The organism is Azospirillum sp. OGB3, assembly GCF_014192915.1.
Classification (GTDB): Bacteria; Pseudomonadota; Alphaproteobacteria; order Azospirillales; family Azospirillaceae; genus Azospirillum.
The window spans coordinates 178,294-193,703 of record NZ_JACHYN010000009.1; the positions used below are offsets into that span (position 1 = coordinate 178,294).

The window sequence follows — 15,410 nt, forward strand, 5'->3', positions numbered from 1 at the left end:
GCTGTGTAGAACCGCCGTCAGCCCTTCATGGCTCGGGCGTTTGACTCAATCGCCGCCATGACGCGCACAGCACCCGCGATCTCCGGGCCGGAGGCCCCCTGGAGCAGGCGGCGGCGCACGTCGTTCAGCGCGGCGTTGACGCGGGCCAGCAGGTCGCGGCCCTGGTCGGTCAGGTGCAGGGTCTTGGCCCGCCGGTCGTCCGGGGCCTCCCGGCGTTCGACCAGCTTCGCGGCTTCCAAGCTGTCGAGCAGCCGGACCAGCGACGGCCCCTCCACCCCCATCTCCTCGGCCAGCTCGCGCTGGCGCATCCCGTCGCCGAGTTCGTTGAGGAGCATCAGCGGCGAGATGACGGAAGAGGAAAAACCGCTCTCCGCCAGCACCTTGTTCGCCTCGCGCCGCCACAGATGGGCGGCGCGGAACAGATGGATGCCGAAGTTGGACGGAAAGTCCGGAGCGGGGCTTGGGGCGGGCGTGGACGGGTCGTTCGATTGCATGCCTATTTAATAGCTTTGCTATCTATTTTCGGCAAGGTGCCCCACCCCGCCGCTCGGTCATTGCAGGCATGCGCGCATCCGCGGCGTCATGTGATCGAGAAAGGCGCGCACCCGGTGCGGCACCCGTTCCCGCCCGGTGTAGACGGCGTGGATCTCCTCGCGGTCGACCAGCACGTCGTCGAGCACGCTGACCAGCCGCCCGGCGGCGAGGTCGGCGCGGATATGGTACTCGGCCAGCCGTGCCAGCCCGAGGCCGAGCAGGGCCATGTGGCGCACCGTCTCGCCGTTGTTGGCGACGATGCGCGTGTCGATCTCGCGGTCGACCAGCCGCCCGCCGGACTTCAGCGGCCAGACCGCGGCGGCGCGGCGGAAGTTGAAGCCCAGGCAGTCGTGACGCTCCAGATCGGCGGCGCTCTCCGGCCGGCCCTTGCGCTCCAGATAGTCCGGCGACGCCACGATCCGCCGCCGCACGTCGCCCAGCCGCACCGCCAGCAACGCCGAGTCGGACAGCCGCCCAGCGCGGAAGGCCACGTCGGTCCGCGCCGCGTAGAGGTCCACCACCTCGTCGGTCAGGGTCAGGTCCAGACGGATGCCGGGATAGGCCCGCGTGAAGTCGGGCAGCAGCGGCAGCAGGCAATGCCGCCCAAAGGGCACCGACACGCTGACGCGGATCGTCCCGGTGGGCGAACGGGCGCCGCCCGCCACTTCCGCCTCCATGGCGTCGAGGTCGCCCAGCAGGCTCTCGGCCCGCTCGCGGTACAGTTCGCCCTCCGCGGTCAGGCGCAGCCGGCGGGTGGAGCGTTCGACCAGCCGCACGCCGAGCCGCTCCTCCAGCCGGGTCACCAGCTTGGCGGTGGAGGACGGGGTCATGCCGACCTCGCGCCCGGCGGCGCTGAAGCTGCCCAGCGCCGCGACGCGCAGGAAGACCCTCATGTCCCAGGCCCGGCTGTCGCTCATCCTGTCCGCCCTTTCGTCGATCTTGTCATTCAATGACACGATCATGCGAAAACGGACGGCATTCCGCATCCCGGATTTTTGGCTCATCTGATGCGTCCTGCACAGCTCGCATGGATGGAGCCTTCAGTCATGCCACTCGCACTGCTGGCGCTGGCGATCAGCGCCTACGCCATCGGAACGACGGAATTCGTCATCGTCGGCCTGCTGCCGACCGTCGCCACCGACCTGAACGTCAGCCTGCCGATGGCCGGCATGGTGGTCAGCGTCTACGCGCTGGGCGTCACCGTCGGCGCCCCGGTCCTGACCGCGCTAACCGGCCGGCTGCGGCGCAAGCCGCTGCTGCTCGGCCTGATGGGTCTCTTCATCGCCGGCAATCTGCTGGCCGGGGTCAGCCCCAATTACGAGACGCTGCTGGCCGCCCGCGTGCTCAGCGCCTTCGCGCACGGCGTCTTCTTCTCGGTCGGCGCGACCATCGCCGCCGATCTGGTGCCGGAGGACAAGCGGGCCTCGGCCATCGCCATGATGTTCTCCGGCCTGACCATCGCCATCGTCACCGGCGTGCCGATGGGCACCTGGATCGGCCAGCATTTCGGCTGGCGCGCCACCTTCCTGGCGGTCTCCGCTCTGGGCGTGATCGGCGCGCTGGGCGTGGCGGCCCTGGTCCCGACGAAGCTCAGCCAGCCGCCAGCCGCCGGCCTCGGCACGCAGGTCCGCGTGCTGGCCAAGCCGCGCCTGCTGCTGGCCTTCGCCATCACGGCGCTCGGCTATGGCGGGACCTTCGTCGCCTTCACCTATCTGGCGCCGATCCTGGAGACGATCACCGGCTTCTCCAGCGGCACGGTCAGCCTCGTCCTGGTGCTCTACGGCGCGGCCATCGCGGTCGGCAACATGGTGGGCGGCAAGCTCGCCAACCGCAACCCGGTCCGCGCGCTGGCGTGGCTGTTCGCCCTCCAGGCGGTCGTGCTGATCGTCTTCACCTTCACCGCCTCCAGCCCGGTCCCGGCGTTGATCACCCTGGCCGGCATGGGCGCGCTGGCCTTCGCCAACGTGCCGGGGCTCCAGCTCTATGTCGTGCAGTTGGCGCAGCGCCATGCGCCGGGGGCGGTGGACGTCGCCTCGGCCCTGAACATCGCCGCCTTCAACCTGGGCATCGCCGCCGGTGCCTTCTTCGGCGGGCGGGTGGTGGACAGCGCGCTCGGCCTCGCGGCAACACCGTGGGTGGGTGGGCTGTTCGTCCTGGGTGGGCTGGCGCTGACCCTGCTCAGCGGCGCACTGGACCGCAGGGACGGGCGCCGCGGCGAGGCCGTCGCCCAGCCTGCGTGATTACCCAGCCCGCTTGATTACATTGAGAAGAACACCGCCTTCGAGAGGATCGAGACCAATGCACACCGTGACCGCCAACGGCGCCTCCATTCCCGCCCTCGGCTTCGGCACCTTCCGCATGAGCGGCCCCGACGTGCTGCGCATGGTGCCGGAGGTCCTGAAGCTCGGCTTCCGCCACATCGACACCGCCCAGATCTACGGCAACGAGAGCGAGGTCGGCGAGGCCATCAAGGCATCCGGCCTGCCGCGCGGCGAGGTCTTCCTGACCACCAAGGTCTGGGTCAGCAACTACAAGGCCGACGACTTCCGCCGCTCGGTGGACGAAAGCTTGGCGAAGCTGCGGACCGACTATGTGGACCTGCTGCTGCTCCACTGGCCGAACGAGGACGTCCCGCTCGCCGAGCAGATCGAGTCGCTGAACGCCGTCCGGGCCGCCGGCAAGACCCGCCACATCGGCGTCAGCAACTTCAACCGGGCGCTTCTGGACGAATCCGTGCGCCTCAGCACGGCGCCCATCGTGACCAACCAGATCGAATACCACCCCTATCTCGACCAGTCGGTGATGCTGGAGGCGGCGCGCCGCCACGGCCAGTCGGTCACCGCTTATTACGCGATGGCCGACGGCAAAGTCTTCAAGGACCCGGTGCTGACCGACATCGCCGTCCGGCTGGGCAAGAGCCCTGCCCAGGTGGTCCTGCGCTGGCTGGTGCAGCAGGAGGGAGTGATCGCCCTGTCGAAGACGGTTGGCGAGACGCGCGCCGCCGAGAATCTCGCCGTCTTCGACTTCGCGCTGTCGGAGGCGGACATGGCGGCCATCCATGGCCTCGCCCGCCCCGACGGGCGGATCGTCAGCCCGGACGGTCTGGCGCCCGCCTGGGACTGACGTCCGGGGCTAATGCGGCATCAGGGGCCAGAACAGAGCGATCGCCGTCGTGCCCAGCACGACGACGATCAGCGACAGTGGCAAACCGAGACGCGCGTAGTCGCTGAAGCGGTAGCCGCCCGGCCCCATGACCAGCGTGTTGCACTGGTGTCCGATGGGGGTGAGGAAGTCACAGCCCGCCCCCACCGCCACCGCCATCAGGAAGGCATCGGGCCGCAGGCCCAGATGGTTGGCGAGGCTGGCCGCGATGGGGGCCATCACCAGCACGGTGGCCGCGTTGTTGAGGAAGGGTGTCACCGCCATCGCCGCCACCAGCATCAGGGCCAGCGCCCCGACAGGCGGCAGCCCCTGCGCGGCGATGGACAGCCAGCCGGCGATCAACTCGGTTCCGCCGGTGGTGCGCAACGCCTCGCTGACCGGGATCAGGGCGCCCAGCAGCACCAGGATCGGCCACTCGATCGATTCGTAGGCCTCCTTCAGCGTGATCACCCGCAGCGCCGTCATGGCGACCGCCGCACCGAAGAAAGCCAGCGTCACCGGAACGAGGCTGGTCGCCACAAGCCCGATGGTCACCGCCATCACGGCCAGCGCGATCCGCCGCTTGCGCCGCCGCCCGATGGACAGGTTGCGCTCCGCCAGCGGCAGGCAGCCGAGTTCGTTCAGCGTGTCCGACAGCCCCGCCGCCCGCGCCTGGAGCACCACCAGATCGCCCGGCTGGAAGCGGACGCGGCGCAGCCTCTGGCGGATCGGCCGGCCGCGCCGGCTGAGCGCCAGCAGGTTGGCGCCATAGCGCTCGCGCAGCTCGACATCCTCGACGTTGCTGCCGATCAGGGGGGAGCGCGGCTCCACCACCGCTTCGAGGACCGCCAGATCCTCGTCGCTTTCCACCCCCTCCAGCTCCTTCTCATGCATCAGCTCCAGGCCGGCGTGCTTCACGAGGTCGCCCAGCGCCTGGGTGTCGGCCTCCAGCACCAGCACGTCGCCCGCGAGCAGCACCCAGTGGCCGGACGGAATGTGGCGGCGGTGCCGCCCGCGGATGATCGCCGCGACCGTCACGTCGCCCTCGCCATAGGCCTCCAGGTCGGCGACCGTCTTGCCGACGAAGGGCGACTTCTCCGGCAGCAGGGCCTCCGCCGTGTAGTCGTCGATGGAGAACCCCCCGGCGCTGCCCGTGGCCGCCTGCCGGCCGGTGGGCAGAAGGCGGTAACCGACCGTCAGGAAGGCCACCCCCGCCACCGCGATGGTCAGGCCGACCGGCGTGAAGTCGAACATGGTGAAGGGTTCGCCGACCATCTCGTTGCGCAGGCGGCTGACGATGATGTTGGGGGAGGTGCCGACCAGCGTCATCAGCCCGCCCAGCAGCGAGCCGAAAGCCATCGGCATCAGCAGCAACGACACCTTCGTCCCGTTGCGCCGCGCCACCTGCATGGCGATGGGCATGAAGATGGCGAGCGCCCCGATGTTCTTGACCACCGCGGACAGCAGCGTCACCGCCCCGGTCAGCACGATGATCTGCGCCGGCACGGTCTTCATGCGGGCGCTGAGGGGGCGCATCACCTCCTCGACGATGCCGGAGCGGCCGACCGCCGCGCTGACCACCAGCGCCGAGCCGACGATGATGACGATGTCGTCGGAAAAGCCGCTGAAGGCGTCCTTTGGCTTGACGATCCCGACGGCCACCGCCGCCAGCAGCGCCAGCATGGCGACGAGATCGTAGCGCAGCTTGTCCCAGATCAGCAGCGCGATCACCGCGCCGATGATGCCGAAGGCGAGTCCCTGGTCGAGCGTCATGCAGCCCTTTTTTCGGGAATTGTTGGTGCGTCGTTATTGGGATTTGCCGGATGGGGAGCCCGATGGGGCCGCGTCGCGCCCCTTGCCGGCCCCGCTGGAACCGGTGTTGGCGTTCGACGGCGACCGGGCGTTCCGGACGAGTTCGCCGCAGTGTGGCTGCTCGTCACTGCCTGGGTCAAGAAAAGGCAGAACGCTGGCCAGCGGAGTCAAAAGGACGCCCAGCGCCACCGCGGCGGCGCCGCGCGCCGCCGACTCCGTGGCGTTCACCCCGATGTCCGGCGCCCCCAGCGTGCCGCGGACATGCACCGGAACGTGGGTGGCGAAGATCTGGGGGCTCTTGGCGCGCCCCAGCACGGTGAGGTCCATCGCCTCGCTGCGCAGGTTGATGGTGCCGTCCGCCGTCACCAGCGTTTCCGGCGTGTCGAGCACCAGCGCGCGGCTTTCCACCAGCCCGTCCTTCACCGTCACGTCGGCGACCAGGCAGTTGAAGGGCAAGGGCTTGTCGCCGGACAGGACGACGCCGAGCGTTTCCAGGATGTTGGTCTTCAGCCCCTTGACCGCGTAGCTGGTGATCCGCCCGCCGTCCACCGCGACGCCCAGCTTGCCGTCGGAGGAACCCAGGATGTTGGCGACCGTGCTCCCCTGCCCCTTGAGCTGGATGCGCCCGCTGGCCGTGCCGCCCATCTCCTGCGCGAAGGCCGTTTCGCGGAACAGCCGGGCCAGCTTGATCTGCCGGACGTCCAGATTCACGTCCAGCGCCGGGGTCTTTCGCCCGCCGTCCAGCACCGCCGTCCCGGCCACCCGTCCGCCGCCGACGCCGAGCGACAGCGGGTCGAGCACCAGCCGCCCGTTCTCCAGCTTGGCCCGCGCGTCCAGCGCGTCCAGCGTGGAGAAGGGCGCCTCCACATGCTCGCCGCGGAACTTCACGTCCATGTCAGCGGTGCGCAGCTTCTCCAGCGGGACCTCGGTGGCCGGGATGATCCGCTCCCGCCCCTTGGTCGGGTAGTCGCCGCGCCCTTCCGGGGAGGCGCCGATGAAGCCCGCCAGATCGACCGCCGCCAGCTTGCGCGAGGTCAGGTCGCCGGTGATCCGCGGCCGCTCGCCGCCGATATCCACCGCGATCTGACCCGACAGGTCGCTCTCGCCCACCTTGCCGTTCAGCCCCTCGAACCTCCAGATGTCGCCCTCGCGACCGAGATGGCCGGAGATGGCGTAGGGCCGCGTCGTCGGCACCGGAATGCCCAGGATCGGGAAAACGTCGGCCAGATCGTCGCCGCGCAGGTCAACCGACAGGTCGACGCCCTGGAGCCGCACCGGCTCGGCGATGGAGCCCTCGATCTTGCCGCGGGTTTTGCCGATGGCGGTCTCGACGCGCAGCGGGTAGGGCTTGGGGTCGTCGCGCAGATATTCCAGCGAGCCGCCGGCCGCCGTCAGGGTGAAGGGCTTGCCGGCGAAGTCGCCCTTGCCCTCCAGCCGAACCTCCTGGTCGCCGTTGCCGCCGACCGCCGTGTTGACGCCGCTGTCGATGTCGACCTTGCGCGTCGGATCGCGGAAGCGCAGGCGCCCCTCCTCGACCACCAGCGTCTCGATGATCGGCAGGTCGGTGCGGTCTTCCGGCTTGACCGTCTCCTTCGCCGCCTCCTTGCGCGGGTCCGGCCCGCCGAAGTCCCAGTTGGCCACGCCTTCCCGGTTCTTCTCCAGCAGCAGCTTGGGACCCGACAGGCGGATCTCCGGGAACTCGAAATCACCCCGCAGCAGCGGCCAGGGGCGAAGCTGGAGGTCCAGCACCCGCAGCTCCGCCATCGTCTTGTCGTCGCTCCACTCCGCGTTGGCGACCCGGAGTCCCTCGACGCGGATGCGCAGCGGGTCTCCCAACCGCACGTTGAGATCGCCGTTGATCGCGACCTCACGGTTCAGCGCCTTGGATGCCTGCCGGGCGATGAAGCCGCGGGCGTCGTTCCAGTCGAAGACGGCCAAGGCGATGCCGCCCCCCGCCGCCACGGTCACCACCAGCCCCAACAGGCCGTAGCCGATCCATTTCACCACGGCCATCCCCCGCGCCCCTTTGCCTGCCTGCACCGCACCCTCTGGCTGAATAACGGGCAAATGACCGGCGGTGTGACGCCTTACCTCCAAAGGGCAGAGAAGAGGACGATCTTGTGCAGATTTAACGAAAAATTGAGCGAATCATGCTACGGGTGGTACCACACGGCGTTCCACTTTCCTCCCGACCCGAGAACCATGCGTTCACTTACGAATTTTGCCCCCTCCACCTTCGAGGAGCGCGGCGCCGCCGTGGCCTTCACCACGCCGGTGTTGGCGCAGACGCGGGTGCGCAAGGACGACCGGGACAAGCTGGAGGTGCTGATCCCCAACCTGTCGGACGGGCACGGCGTCTATGTGGTGCCGTGGAAGAGCCTGCCGGCCGCCTTTCCGATGACCGTCCACGACCGCATGTTGCAGGACCTGATCCGCAAGGCGGACGGCTGCTCGCCGGACGACATCCGCAAGGCGGTGCTCCAGGCGGCGCGCTGCGGCCTCGCCGGGCCGCTGGCCGTGGAGGCGGCGGAGGCGGCGCTGCGCGACGAGGACGAGCAGCGGCTGCTCATCAACTACCAGCTCATCGTCGAAGTGCTGAAGGCGGTCGGGCTGGAGTCGACGGACATCCTGCGCGCCGGCCTCGGCTCCGAGAAGGGCGAGCAGCTGACCCGCAGCTACATGACCAAGGCGGCGCAGAGCCTCGCATTGGAGCCGACAGAACTGTACGCGCGCGTGGCCGAGCTGGCGACCTTCATGGAGCCGGTGGGCGTCGCCACCTCGCCCCGGCCGGCCCGGCTGCGCCGTCTGGCGCGCGACCTGCTGCAGTTCCGCGACAGCATGACCGAATGGGCGAACGGCAGCGTGTCGGAGGCCGCCCCCATCGGCACCTTCTGCGCGGAGGTGGCGGAGCACACGCTCAACCAGGTCCGCAATGTGGTGAACCAGCTCGACCAGTCGGTGGCGGCCTTCGAGACGCTGCTGCGCCAGTGGGAGACCAAGCGCACGCTGGTGCGCAGGTCGACCACCCGGCTGTCCTGGCTGCTCGACGGCTGGGATTTCATCATCACGAGCTGGACGGAGGCCCAGACCCGGGGCAAGCATGAGCAGGACATGACGGTGCACGAGCTGTTCCGCGTGCTGCCCCTGCTGCCCAAGGACGAGGAAAAGTCCGACCATGCGCTGCTGGCCGACCGTCTGCTGGCCTCGAACCGCCGCACCGTGCGCGCCTATGTGGACTGGCGCAGCGGCCAGCTCGACATGGACCTCGTGATGCGGATCGAGGCGATCAAGGCGAGGGCGGCCTGACCCATGACGACCGACCCCAAAGCCCTCCTCAGCCTCGGCACCAAGCTTCTCGACATCGACGAGGCCCGCTTCCGGCAGGTGGTCGATCTGCTCCAGCAGATCGGCGACCATCCCGAGGTCCGGCACACCTTCTCGCTGATCCGTCCCCGTCTGGCGGAGGTGCGGCCCAGGCGGCGCGCGACCTTCAAGCGGCTGTTCTGCGAACCGTTCGAGGACCTGTTCCAGCTTCCCACCGGCAACCAGCCGGCTCCGCTGAACAAGGTGGACCGCGACGCCGTCAACGCCCTGTGGCCGCTGGTGGAAAGCCGGATCGGCAAGGAGCGGCTGCGCGGCGTCGCCGGCGCGCTGGGCGACGGTGCATCGCGGGCAGAGCCGGCCCGCGCCTTCTGGTCCATGGCCTCCGCCGCCGTGGCCGACATTCTGGAGCAGACGGAAACGGGGCGCTTCGCGGACGAACTGGGACTGCGGCTGAACCCCGACCGCCTCCGCACCATCGAGGACATCGCCCGCATCCTGACCATCGCCCAGCCGGTGGCCGAACTGAAGGCCGCCCTGTCGCCCAAGCCGATCCAGAAGCTGCACAAGGACCATCTGGACGGCATCCAGGCCATCGGGCGGCAGGTCGCGCGCGGGCGGCCGGACGCGCTGAAGCTGTTCATCCTGCTGGCCGCGGCCCGCCTGTCCGACCCGTCGATCCTGCTGGGCAGCCTGTGGGACATGGATCTGGGCCAGAAGTCGAGCGAGCGCGCCGCCCTGTTCCTGGATCTCAGCGGCACGGTGGTGGCGCAGATCGAGGAGCGGTCGCGCGGCGTCGCCTCGGCCTCCGGCGGCACGGTGGACCGCATGGCGGCCGCCACCCTCGCGGTCGATCTGGTGGCCAGCCTCGAGGCCACGCGCAACGCCATGGAGCACAGCCGCAACAAGGACTTCGACCAACGGCTGAAGATCATCCGGAACTCGGTGCACGAGCTGGTGCGCAGCCAGGTGCTCGACGGCGCGGACACCGAAATCCTCACGGCGGTGGAGACGCTGGTCCCCGGCACCGACACGGCGCGGATGACGCTGGCGGAGAACCAGGCCCGCGCCCTGCGCAAATGCTCGACCATCGCCGACACGCTGGGCCTGCGCGGCGAGCTGAAGAGCGTGACCCAGCAGGCCACCGCCTCGCTGACCGGCACGGCGCGGCAGTCGCTTTCCGACGGCATCGGCGACGCGCGGACCGGCTACACCGCCATCCGCATGATCGAGCTGATTGCCGGACCGGCGGAGGCCAACCAGATCATGGACGACATCCTGAGGGGTGGGCGCCGCTGAGGGGACCGGAGAGATCGCATGACGCGTCGCCGCGGCTATGTCGGCTGGGCGCTGCCGGGGGCCGAACGCGCCCGCCTGCTGGCGCGGTTCCCGGCGCGCTACGCCCGCACCGTCGCCCATCACGTCACGCTGGCCCACGGCGTCGGGGCACGTCATCCGCTGCCGACGGAGCGTGAGGGGACCGTTGTCGGGCTGGCGGATGACGGGGACGGCGTGCAGGCGCTGGTCGTCGCCATCGCCGGGACGACGGACCGGCCGGGCGGCGGAACCTACCACGTCACATGGTCGCTGGGGCCGGGCCGCCGCGCCGTGGAGTCGAACGCGGTGATCGCGCGCCTCGGCTGGACTCCGGTGGAGCCCGTCGCCGTCCGGCTGGAGCCACGCTTCTTCCCGCTTTAGACGCCCTTTTTAAGCGCCGGGGCCGCCGCTGGCGTTGGCCTCGGCCGCCGCGCCGCGGTTCAGCGCCTGCTCGCGGTGGAAGACGAACAGGCCGCTGCCGATGATGAGCAGCGCGCCGACGATGATGCGCAGGGTCGGCGCCGTGCCCCAGACCAGCAGGTCCAGCACCACCGCCCAGATGATCGACACATACTGGAACGGCACGACGACCGCCGCCGGGCTGAGCTGGAGCGAGCGGTTCATCGCCGCGTGCCCGGCCAGCGCCGTGACGCCCAGCGCCCCCAGCAGCAGGAAGTCCAGCCCCGGCGGCGGCACCCAGACCAGCGGCAGCGCCGCACCGCCGAGCAGGCCGGTGCCGAAGGTCTGGAAGCTGACCAGCGACAGGTTGCTCGAATCGCGCAGCAGCCGTGTGGAGATCAGCCCGGTGGAGAAGACCAGCGTGCCGAACAGGGCGACCAGCGACGGCACCGCGTCGAACTGGCCCGTCGGGTTCAGCACAATCACCACCCCGGCGAAGCCGACCACCACGGCCGCCCAGCGGCGCCAGCCCACCTTCTCGCCGAGCAGCGGCACCGACAGGGCGGTGACGATCAGCGGGGCGGCCATGTAGATGGTCATGACGTTGGCGAGCGGCAGCGACCGCACCGCCCAGTAGAAGCAGGCGACCTCACCCGCCACGCAGCCGACGCGCAGAAGATGCAACGGCAGCCGCTTCACCGCAAAGACCGAGCGCACCCCCTCGCGCAGGATCAGCGGGGCCAGCAGCATCGCGCCGAACAGGCTGCGGATGGCCAGCAGCATCGCCACCGGATAGTCGGCGACCAGCCATTTGCCGAGCGCGTCGTTGACGGTGAACAGCGACATGCCCAGCAGCATCAGCAGGATGCCCAGGCGGGTGTCGGTGGCGGCGGAGGACGGGGTGCTGGAGGCGATCATCTCGGTTCACGCAAAAAATCCCTCCCCCCGCAAGCGGCAGGGGAAGGGATGGAATCGGGGCGGCAAAATGACGGGTGCGCGCGGTTCAGACCACGCCCTTCTCCCGCAGGGCGGCGATGTCCGCCGCGCATAGGCCCAGCGCCTCCTCCAGCACGGCGTCGGTGTGCTGGCCGAGCGTCGGCGGGGCGACCGTGTGCTCGATGGGGGTCGCGGAGTAGCGGATCGGGCTCGCCACCGTCGGCACCGTCCCGGCGGTCGGGTGCGGCAGGTCCTGGTGAATGTTGCGGGCTTGGACATGGGGGTCGGCGAAGACCTGCGACACGTCGTTGATCGGCCCGCAGGGCACGCCCACCGCCTCAAGCGCCGACAGCCAGTCGCGGCTGGTCCGCTGTTCCAGCAGCAGCTCCAGGATCGGCACCAGCTCCTTACGGTTGGCGACGCGGGCCGGGTTGGTGGCGTAGCGCGGGTCCTGCGCCAGTTCCGGACGGCCGGCGACTTGGCAGAACTTGGCGAACTGCCCGTCGTTGCCGACCGCCAGGATGATGTGGCCGTCCAGCGTGGCAAAGGCCTGGTAGGGCACGATGTTCGGGTGCGCGTTGCCGAGCCGCTGCGGCGCCTTGCCGCCGACCAGATAGTTCATGGCTTGGTTCGCCAGCACCGCCACCTGCACGTCGAGCAGGGCGAGGTTCACCCACTGCCCCTCCCCCGTCCGGTCGCGGTGGGCCAGCGCGCCGAGCACGCCGATGGTGGCGTAGAGGCCGGTGAAGACATCGGTGACCGCGACGCCGACCTTGACCGGTCCGCCGCCCGCCTCGGCGTCGGGCTGGCCGGTGATGCTCATCAGCCCGCCCATGCCCTGGATCATGAAGTCGTAGCCGGCGCGCTTGGCGTAGGGGCCGTCCTGCCCGAAGCCGGTGATCGAGCAGTAGACGAGGCCGGGGTTGATCGCCTTCAGGCTGTCATAGTCGAGCCCGTACTTGACCAGCCCGCCGACCTTGAAGTTCTCGATCACGACATCGGCCTGGGCAGCCAGCTTGCGCACCAGCTCCTGGCCTTCCGGGCGCTCGAAGTCGATGGTGATCGACCGCTTGCCACGGTTGGTGGAGAGGAAATAGGCCGATTCCTCGCCCGCCCAGGGGGGACCCCAGGCACGGGTGTCGTCCCCGGCGCCGGGCCGTTCGACCTTGATGACGTCCGCGCCGAGATCGGCCAGCGTCTGCGCCGCCCACGGCCCGGCGAGCACGCGGGAGAGTTCCAGGACACGGACATGGGAAAGCGGGCCGGGCATGCTGGGGTCCTTATGGAAGAGCGCCTCATTCCCTCTCCCGCCCCGGGAGAGGGTGCCCGCGTCAGCGGGCGGGTGAGGGTCGTCCAAGAATCAAGGCGCTGATTCTCGGACGACCCTCACCCTTCCCACGCCCGGGGGCGTGGGCCCCTTCCCTCTCCCGGGGCTCTCGGCGGCCCTGGCCGCCTGACGCCGTCAGCGCCCGCAAGCGGGCGCGAGAGGCGGGAGAGGGACAACAAACATCACCTCACGCGAAGGCCTGGATGCCGGTGATGGCGCGGCCCAGGATCAGGGCGTGGATGTCGTGCGTGCCCTCGTAGGTGTTCACGGCCTCCAGGTTCATCACGTGGCGGATGACGTGGAACTCGTCGGCGATGCCGTTGCCGCCATGCATGTCACGGGCGACGCGGGCGATGTCCAGGGCCTTGCCGCAGTTGTTGCGCTTGATGAGCGAGATCATCTCCGGCGCCGCCTTGCCCGCGTCGAGCAGGCGACCGACCTGCAACGCGGCCTGAAGCCCCAGCGCGATCTCCGTCTGCATGTTGGCGAGCTTGAGCTGCGGGATCTGGTTCGCGGCCAGCGGGCGTCCGAACTGCTTGCGGTCGATCTGGTACTGGCGGGCGGCGTGGAAGCAGAACTCAGCCGCACCCATGGCGCCCCAGGCGATGCCGTAACGGGCGCGGTTCAGGCAGCCGAAGGGACCGACGATGCCCTCGATGTTCGGCAGGCGGTTCTCCTCCGGCACGAACACCTCGTCCATGACGATCTCGCCGGTGGCCGAGGCGCGGAGCGAGAACTTGCCCTCGATCTTCGGCGCAGACAGGCCCTTCATGCCCTTTTCCAGCACGAAGCCGTTGATCTTGCCCTCGTCGTTCTTCGCCCAGACGACGAAGACGTCGGCGACCGGCGAGTTGGTGATCCACATCTTCGCGCCGCTGACGATGTAGCCGTCCGCGACCTTCTTCGCGCGGGTCTTCATGCCGGCGGGGTCGGAGCCGGCGTCCGGCTCGGTCAGGCCAAAGCAGCCGATCCATTCGCCGGTGGCGAGCTTCGGCAGGTACTTCTCGCGCTGGGCCTCGCTGCCGTAGGCGTAGATCGGGTGCATGACCAGCGAGGACTGCACCGACATGGCGGAACGGTAGCCGCTGTCCACCCGCTCGACCTCACGGGCGACCAGACCGTAGGAGACGTAGTTGACCCCGGCGCAGCCGTAGCCGTCGATCGTCGAGCCGAGGAAGCCCAGCTCGCCCATCTCGTTCATGATCTCGCGGTGGAAGATCTCGTGCCGGTTGGCCTCGGTCACGCGCGGCAGCAGCTTGTCCTGGCAATAGCTGCGCGCGGCGTCGCGGATCATCCGCTCGTCCTCGGTCAGCTGCTCGTCGAGGAGCAGCGGGTCCTCCCAGGCGAAGGAAGCGAGCTTGGCGGAGGCGGCTCCGGTCTTGGCGGCCATGTTTGAAATCTCCCTAGGTCCGATGCGCCCCAACATGGCGCGGTCGCTTTCATGGTTCAAATACATTTATCAGGGGACTTTAATATGATCCTCATATAAATAAGGCGTCATGGACCTGCGCCATCTCCGCCATTTCGTCGCCGTCGCCGAGGAGCTGCATTTCAGCCGCGCCGCCGCCCGGCTGGGCATCGGGCAGCCGCCGCTCAGCCAGTCGATCCAGGCGCTGGAGGCCGAGTTGGGCGCCCGCCTGTTCGAGCGCACCAAGCGCCGGGTCGAACTGACCGAGCCGGGCCAGCTCCTGCTCGGCGAGGCGCGGGAGATCCTGGCGCGGGCGGAGCGCGCCGCCGTGCTGACCCGCCGCGCCGCCAAGGGCGAGGTCGGCGAGCTGCGCGTCGGCTTCACCGCCGCGGCCCCCTTCCTGCCGATGGTGCCGCGGATCATCGACGCCTACCGCCGCGCCCATCCCGACGTGCATCTGACCCTGGTCGAGCTGCCGTCCAAGCAGCAGTTGACGGCGCTGGCCGACCGCCGGCTCGACGTCGGCTTCATCCGCGAGCCGCGCTTCGTCCCCGAGCCCGAGTCCTTCCGCTTCCACGACGTGGTGCGCGAGCCGCTGCTGGCGGTGATGCGCGCCGACCATCCGCTGGCCGGGCGGGAGGTCGTGCCGTTGGCCGCCCTGCGCGACGAGCCCTTCGTCTTCTACCCCGCCGATTTCGGCACCAGCACCCACGAGCAGGTTTTCGCGCTGTGCGCCGCCGCCGGCTTCCGCCCCAACGTGACCCAGGACGCGCGCGAGGCCTTCACCATCATCGGGCTGATCGCCGCCGGGCTGGGCGTATCGATTCTGCCCGGCCAGTTGCGGCAGGTGGCGCTGGAGGGGGTGGTGTACCGGCCGCTCGACACGCCGGACGCCGTCACCACCTTGCAACTGGCGCAACGGAGCAACGAAAGTTCGCCCCTGGTGAAAAAATTCACCGGTCTCGTAGAGCGGATCGTTCCGTTTGTTCCACCCATCGCCAGCGCGTGAGCGGCGACTCGGGAAAAATCGCCCGTCCGAACCCCAAGCCTCCCAAAGTCTGGGTTTTCAAGCGGTCAAGGAAGGAGCAAACTCCCGTTCAAACCGCGTGCACGGCCTTCGCAGATGCACAAAATTTCGTCAGCCCCATGCCGAACCGTTGAATTGATCACAATGCGAGCATCGGGCTTGTCGAATTTATTAAACGGGTATACCGT

The 15,410-nt window shown here is 69.3% G+C and carries 13 protein-coding genes; 6 read left to right on the forward strand and 7 right to left on the reverse strand.

Going from position 1 to position 15,410, the window contains the following annotated elements:
- Positions 1-17 precede the first annotated feature (17 nt).
- Complete coding sequence (locus FHW79_RS18855) at positions 18-494, reverse strand: MarR family transcriptional regulator (protein ID WP_183180366.1); 477 nt, start codon at positions 492-494, stop codon at positions 18-20.
- 57 nt (positions 495-551) lie between these two features.
- Complete coding sequence (locus FHW79_RS18860) at positions 552-1,451, reverse strand: LysR substrate-binding domain-containing protein (protein ID WP_183180367.1); 900 nt, start codon at positions 1,449-1,451, stop codon at positions 552-554.
- Positions 1,452-1,580: 129 nt separating this feature from the next.
- Between FHW79_RS18860 and FHW79_RS18865 the strand changes: the two genes are divergently transcribed.
- The gene (locus FHW79_RS18865; protein WP_183180368.1) at positions 1,581-2,774 is read left to right on the forward strand and encodes an MFS transporter; all 1,194 of its coding nucleotides are present in this window, start codon (positions 1,581-1,583) and stop codon (positions 2,772-2,774) included.
- A 58-nt stretch (positions 2,775-2,832) separates the two neighbouring features.
- Entirely contained in the window at positions 2,833-3,657 is an 825-nt protein-coding gene (locus FHW79_RS18870; RefSeq protein WP_183180369.1) for an aldo/keto reductase, read from the forward strand.
- Between the two features lie 9 nt (positions 3,658-3,666).
- Here the strand turns inward: FHW79_RS18870 and FHW79_RS18875 are convergent, their stop codons facing one another.
- Both FHW79_RS18875 and FHW79_RS18880 read right to left on the reverse strand, forming a co-directional pair.
- Complete coding sequence (locus FHW79_RS18875; protein ID WP_183180370.1) at positions 3,667-5,448, reverse strand: SLC13 family permease; 1,782 nt, start codon at positions 5,446-5,448, stop codon at positions 3,667-3,669.
- Positions 5,449-5,481: 33 nt separating this feature from the next.
- The gene (locus FHW79_RS18880) at positions 5,482-7,500 is read right to left on the reverse strand and encodes an AsmA family protein (RefSeq protein ID WP_183180371.1); all 2,019 of its coding nucleotides are present in this window, start codon (positions 7,498-7,500) and stop codon (positions 5,482-5,484) included.
- A gap of 189 nt (positions 7,501-7,689) precedes the next feature.
- Between FHW79_RS18880 and FHW79_RS18885 the strand changes: the two genes are divergently transcribed.
- From FHW79_RS18885 to FHW79_RS18895, 3 genes are read left to right on the forward strand one after another with little or no spacing between them, the layout of a single operon-like run.
- The gene (locus tag FHW79_RS18885) at positions 7,690-8,793 is read left to right on the forward strand and encodes a hypothetical protein (protein WP_183180372.1); all 1,104 of its coding nucleotides are present in this window, start codon (positions 7,690-7,692) and stop codon (positions 8,791-8,793) included.
- A gap of 3 nt (positions 8,794-8,796) precedes the next feature.
- Entirely contained in the window at positions 8,797-10,107 is a 1,311-nt protein-coding gene (locus FHW79_RS18890; RefSeq protein ID WP_183180373.1) for a hypothetical protein, read from the forward strand.
- Positions 10,108-10,125: 18 nt separating this feature from the next.
- Entirely contained in the window at positions 10,126-10,506 is a 381-nt protein-coding gene (locus FHW79_RS18895; protein WP_183180374.1) for a hypothetical protein, read from the forward strand.
- A gap of 9 nt (positions 10,507-10,515) precedes the next feature.
- Here the strand turns inward: FHW79_RS18895 and FHW79_RS18900 are convergent, their stop codons facing one another.
- The 3 genes from FHW79_RS18900 to FHW79_RS18910 all read right to left on the reverse strand — a co-directional run bounded on the left by FHW79_RS18900 (position 10,516) and on the right by FHW79_RS18910 (position 14,177).
- On the reverse strand, positions 10,516-11,442 hold the full coding sequence (locus FHW79_RS18900) for a DMT family transporter (RefSeq protein ID WP_137104751.1): 927 nt from the start codon (positions 11,440-11,442) through the stop codon (positions 10,516-10,518).
- An 85-nt stretch (positions 11,443-11,527) separates the two neighbouring features.
- Positions 11,528-12,730, reverse strand: a complete 1,203-nt coding sequence (locus FHW79_RS18905) for a CaiB/BaiF CoA-transferase family protein (protein WP_183180375.1) — start codon at positions 12,728-12,730, stop codon at positions 11,528-11,530.
- A 244-nt stretch (positions 12,731-12,974) separates the two neighbouring features.
- Positions 12,975-14,177: an acyl-CoA dehydrogenase gene (locus FHW79_RS18910; protein ID WP_183180376.1), complete on the reverse strand. Its 1,203-nt coding sequence runs from the start codon at positions 14,175-14,177 to the stop codon at positions 12,975-12,977.
- Positions 14,178-14,286: 109 nt separating this feature from the next.
- Between FHW79_RS18910 and FHW79_RS18915 the strand changes: the two genes are divergently transcribed.
- Positions 14,287-15,204, forward strand: a complete 918-nt coding sequence (locus FHW79_RS18915; RefSeq protein ID WP_183180377.1) for a LysR substrate-binding domain-containing protein — start codon at positions 14,287-14,289, stop codon at positions 15,202-15,204.
- Positions 15,205-15,410: the final 206 nt, after the last annotated feature.

Bases quoted from the DNA above. Each gene is read 5' to 3' on its own strand.
- FHW79_RS18855 (WP_183180366.1), bottom strand. From the start codon at position 494: ATGCAATCGAACGACCCGTCCACGCCCGCCCCAAGCCCCGCTCCGGAC.
- FHW79_RS18860 (WP_183180367.1), bottom strand. From the start codon at position 1,451: ATGAGCGACAGCCGGGCCTGGGACATGAGGGTCTTCCTGCGCGTCGCG.
- FHW79_RS18865 (WP_183180368.1), top strand. From the start codon at position 1,581: ATGCCACTCGCACTGCTGGCGCTGGCGATCAGCGCCTACGCCATCGGA.
- FHW79_RS18870 (WP_183180369.1), top strand. From the start codon at position 2,833: ATGCACACCGTGACCGCCAACGGCGCCTCCATTCCCGCCCTCGGCTTC.
- FHW79_RS18875 (WP_183180370.1), bottom strand. From the start codon at position 5,448: ATGACGCTCGACCAGGGACTCGCCTTCGGCATCATCGGCGCGGTGATC.
- FHW79_RS18880 (WP_183180371.1), bottom strand. From the start codon at position 7,500: ATGGCCGTGGTGAAATGGATCGGCTACGGCCTGTTGGGGCTGGTGGTG.
- FHW79_RS18885 (WP_183180372.1), top strand. From the start codon at position 7,690: ATGCGTTCACTTACGAATTTTGCCCCCTCCACCTTCGAGGAGCGCGGC.
- FHW79_RS18890 (WP_183180373.1), top strand. From the start codon at position 8,797: ATGACGACCGACCCCAAAGCCCTCCTCAGCCTCGGCACCAAGCTTCTC.
- FHW79_RS18895 (WP_183180374.1), top strand. From the start codon at position 10,126: ATGACGCGTCGCCGCGGCTATGTCGGCTGGGCGCTGCCGGGGGCCGAA.
- FHW79_RS18900 (WP_137104751.1), bottom strand. From the start codon at position 11,442: ATGATCGCCTCCAGCACCCCGTCCTCCGCCGCCACCGACACCCGCCTG.
- FHW79_RS18905 (WP_183180375.1), bottom strand. From the start codon at position 12,730: ATGCCCGGCCCGCTTTCCCATGTCCGTGTCCTGGAACTCTCCCGCGTG.
- FHW79_RS18910 (WP_183180376.1), bottom strand. From the start codon at position 14,177: ATGGCCGCCAAGACCGGAGCCGCCTCCGCCAAGCTCGCTTCCTTCGCC.
- FHW79_RS18915 (WP_183180377.1), top strand. From the start codon at position 14,287: ATGGACCTGCGCCATCTCCGCCATTTCGTCGCCGTCGCCGAGGAGCTG.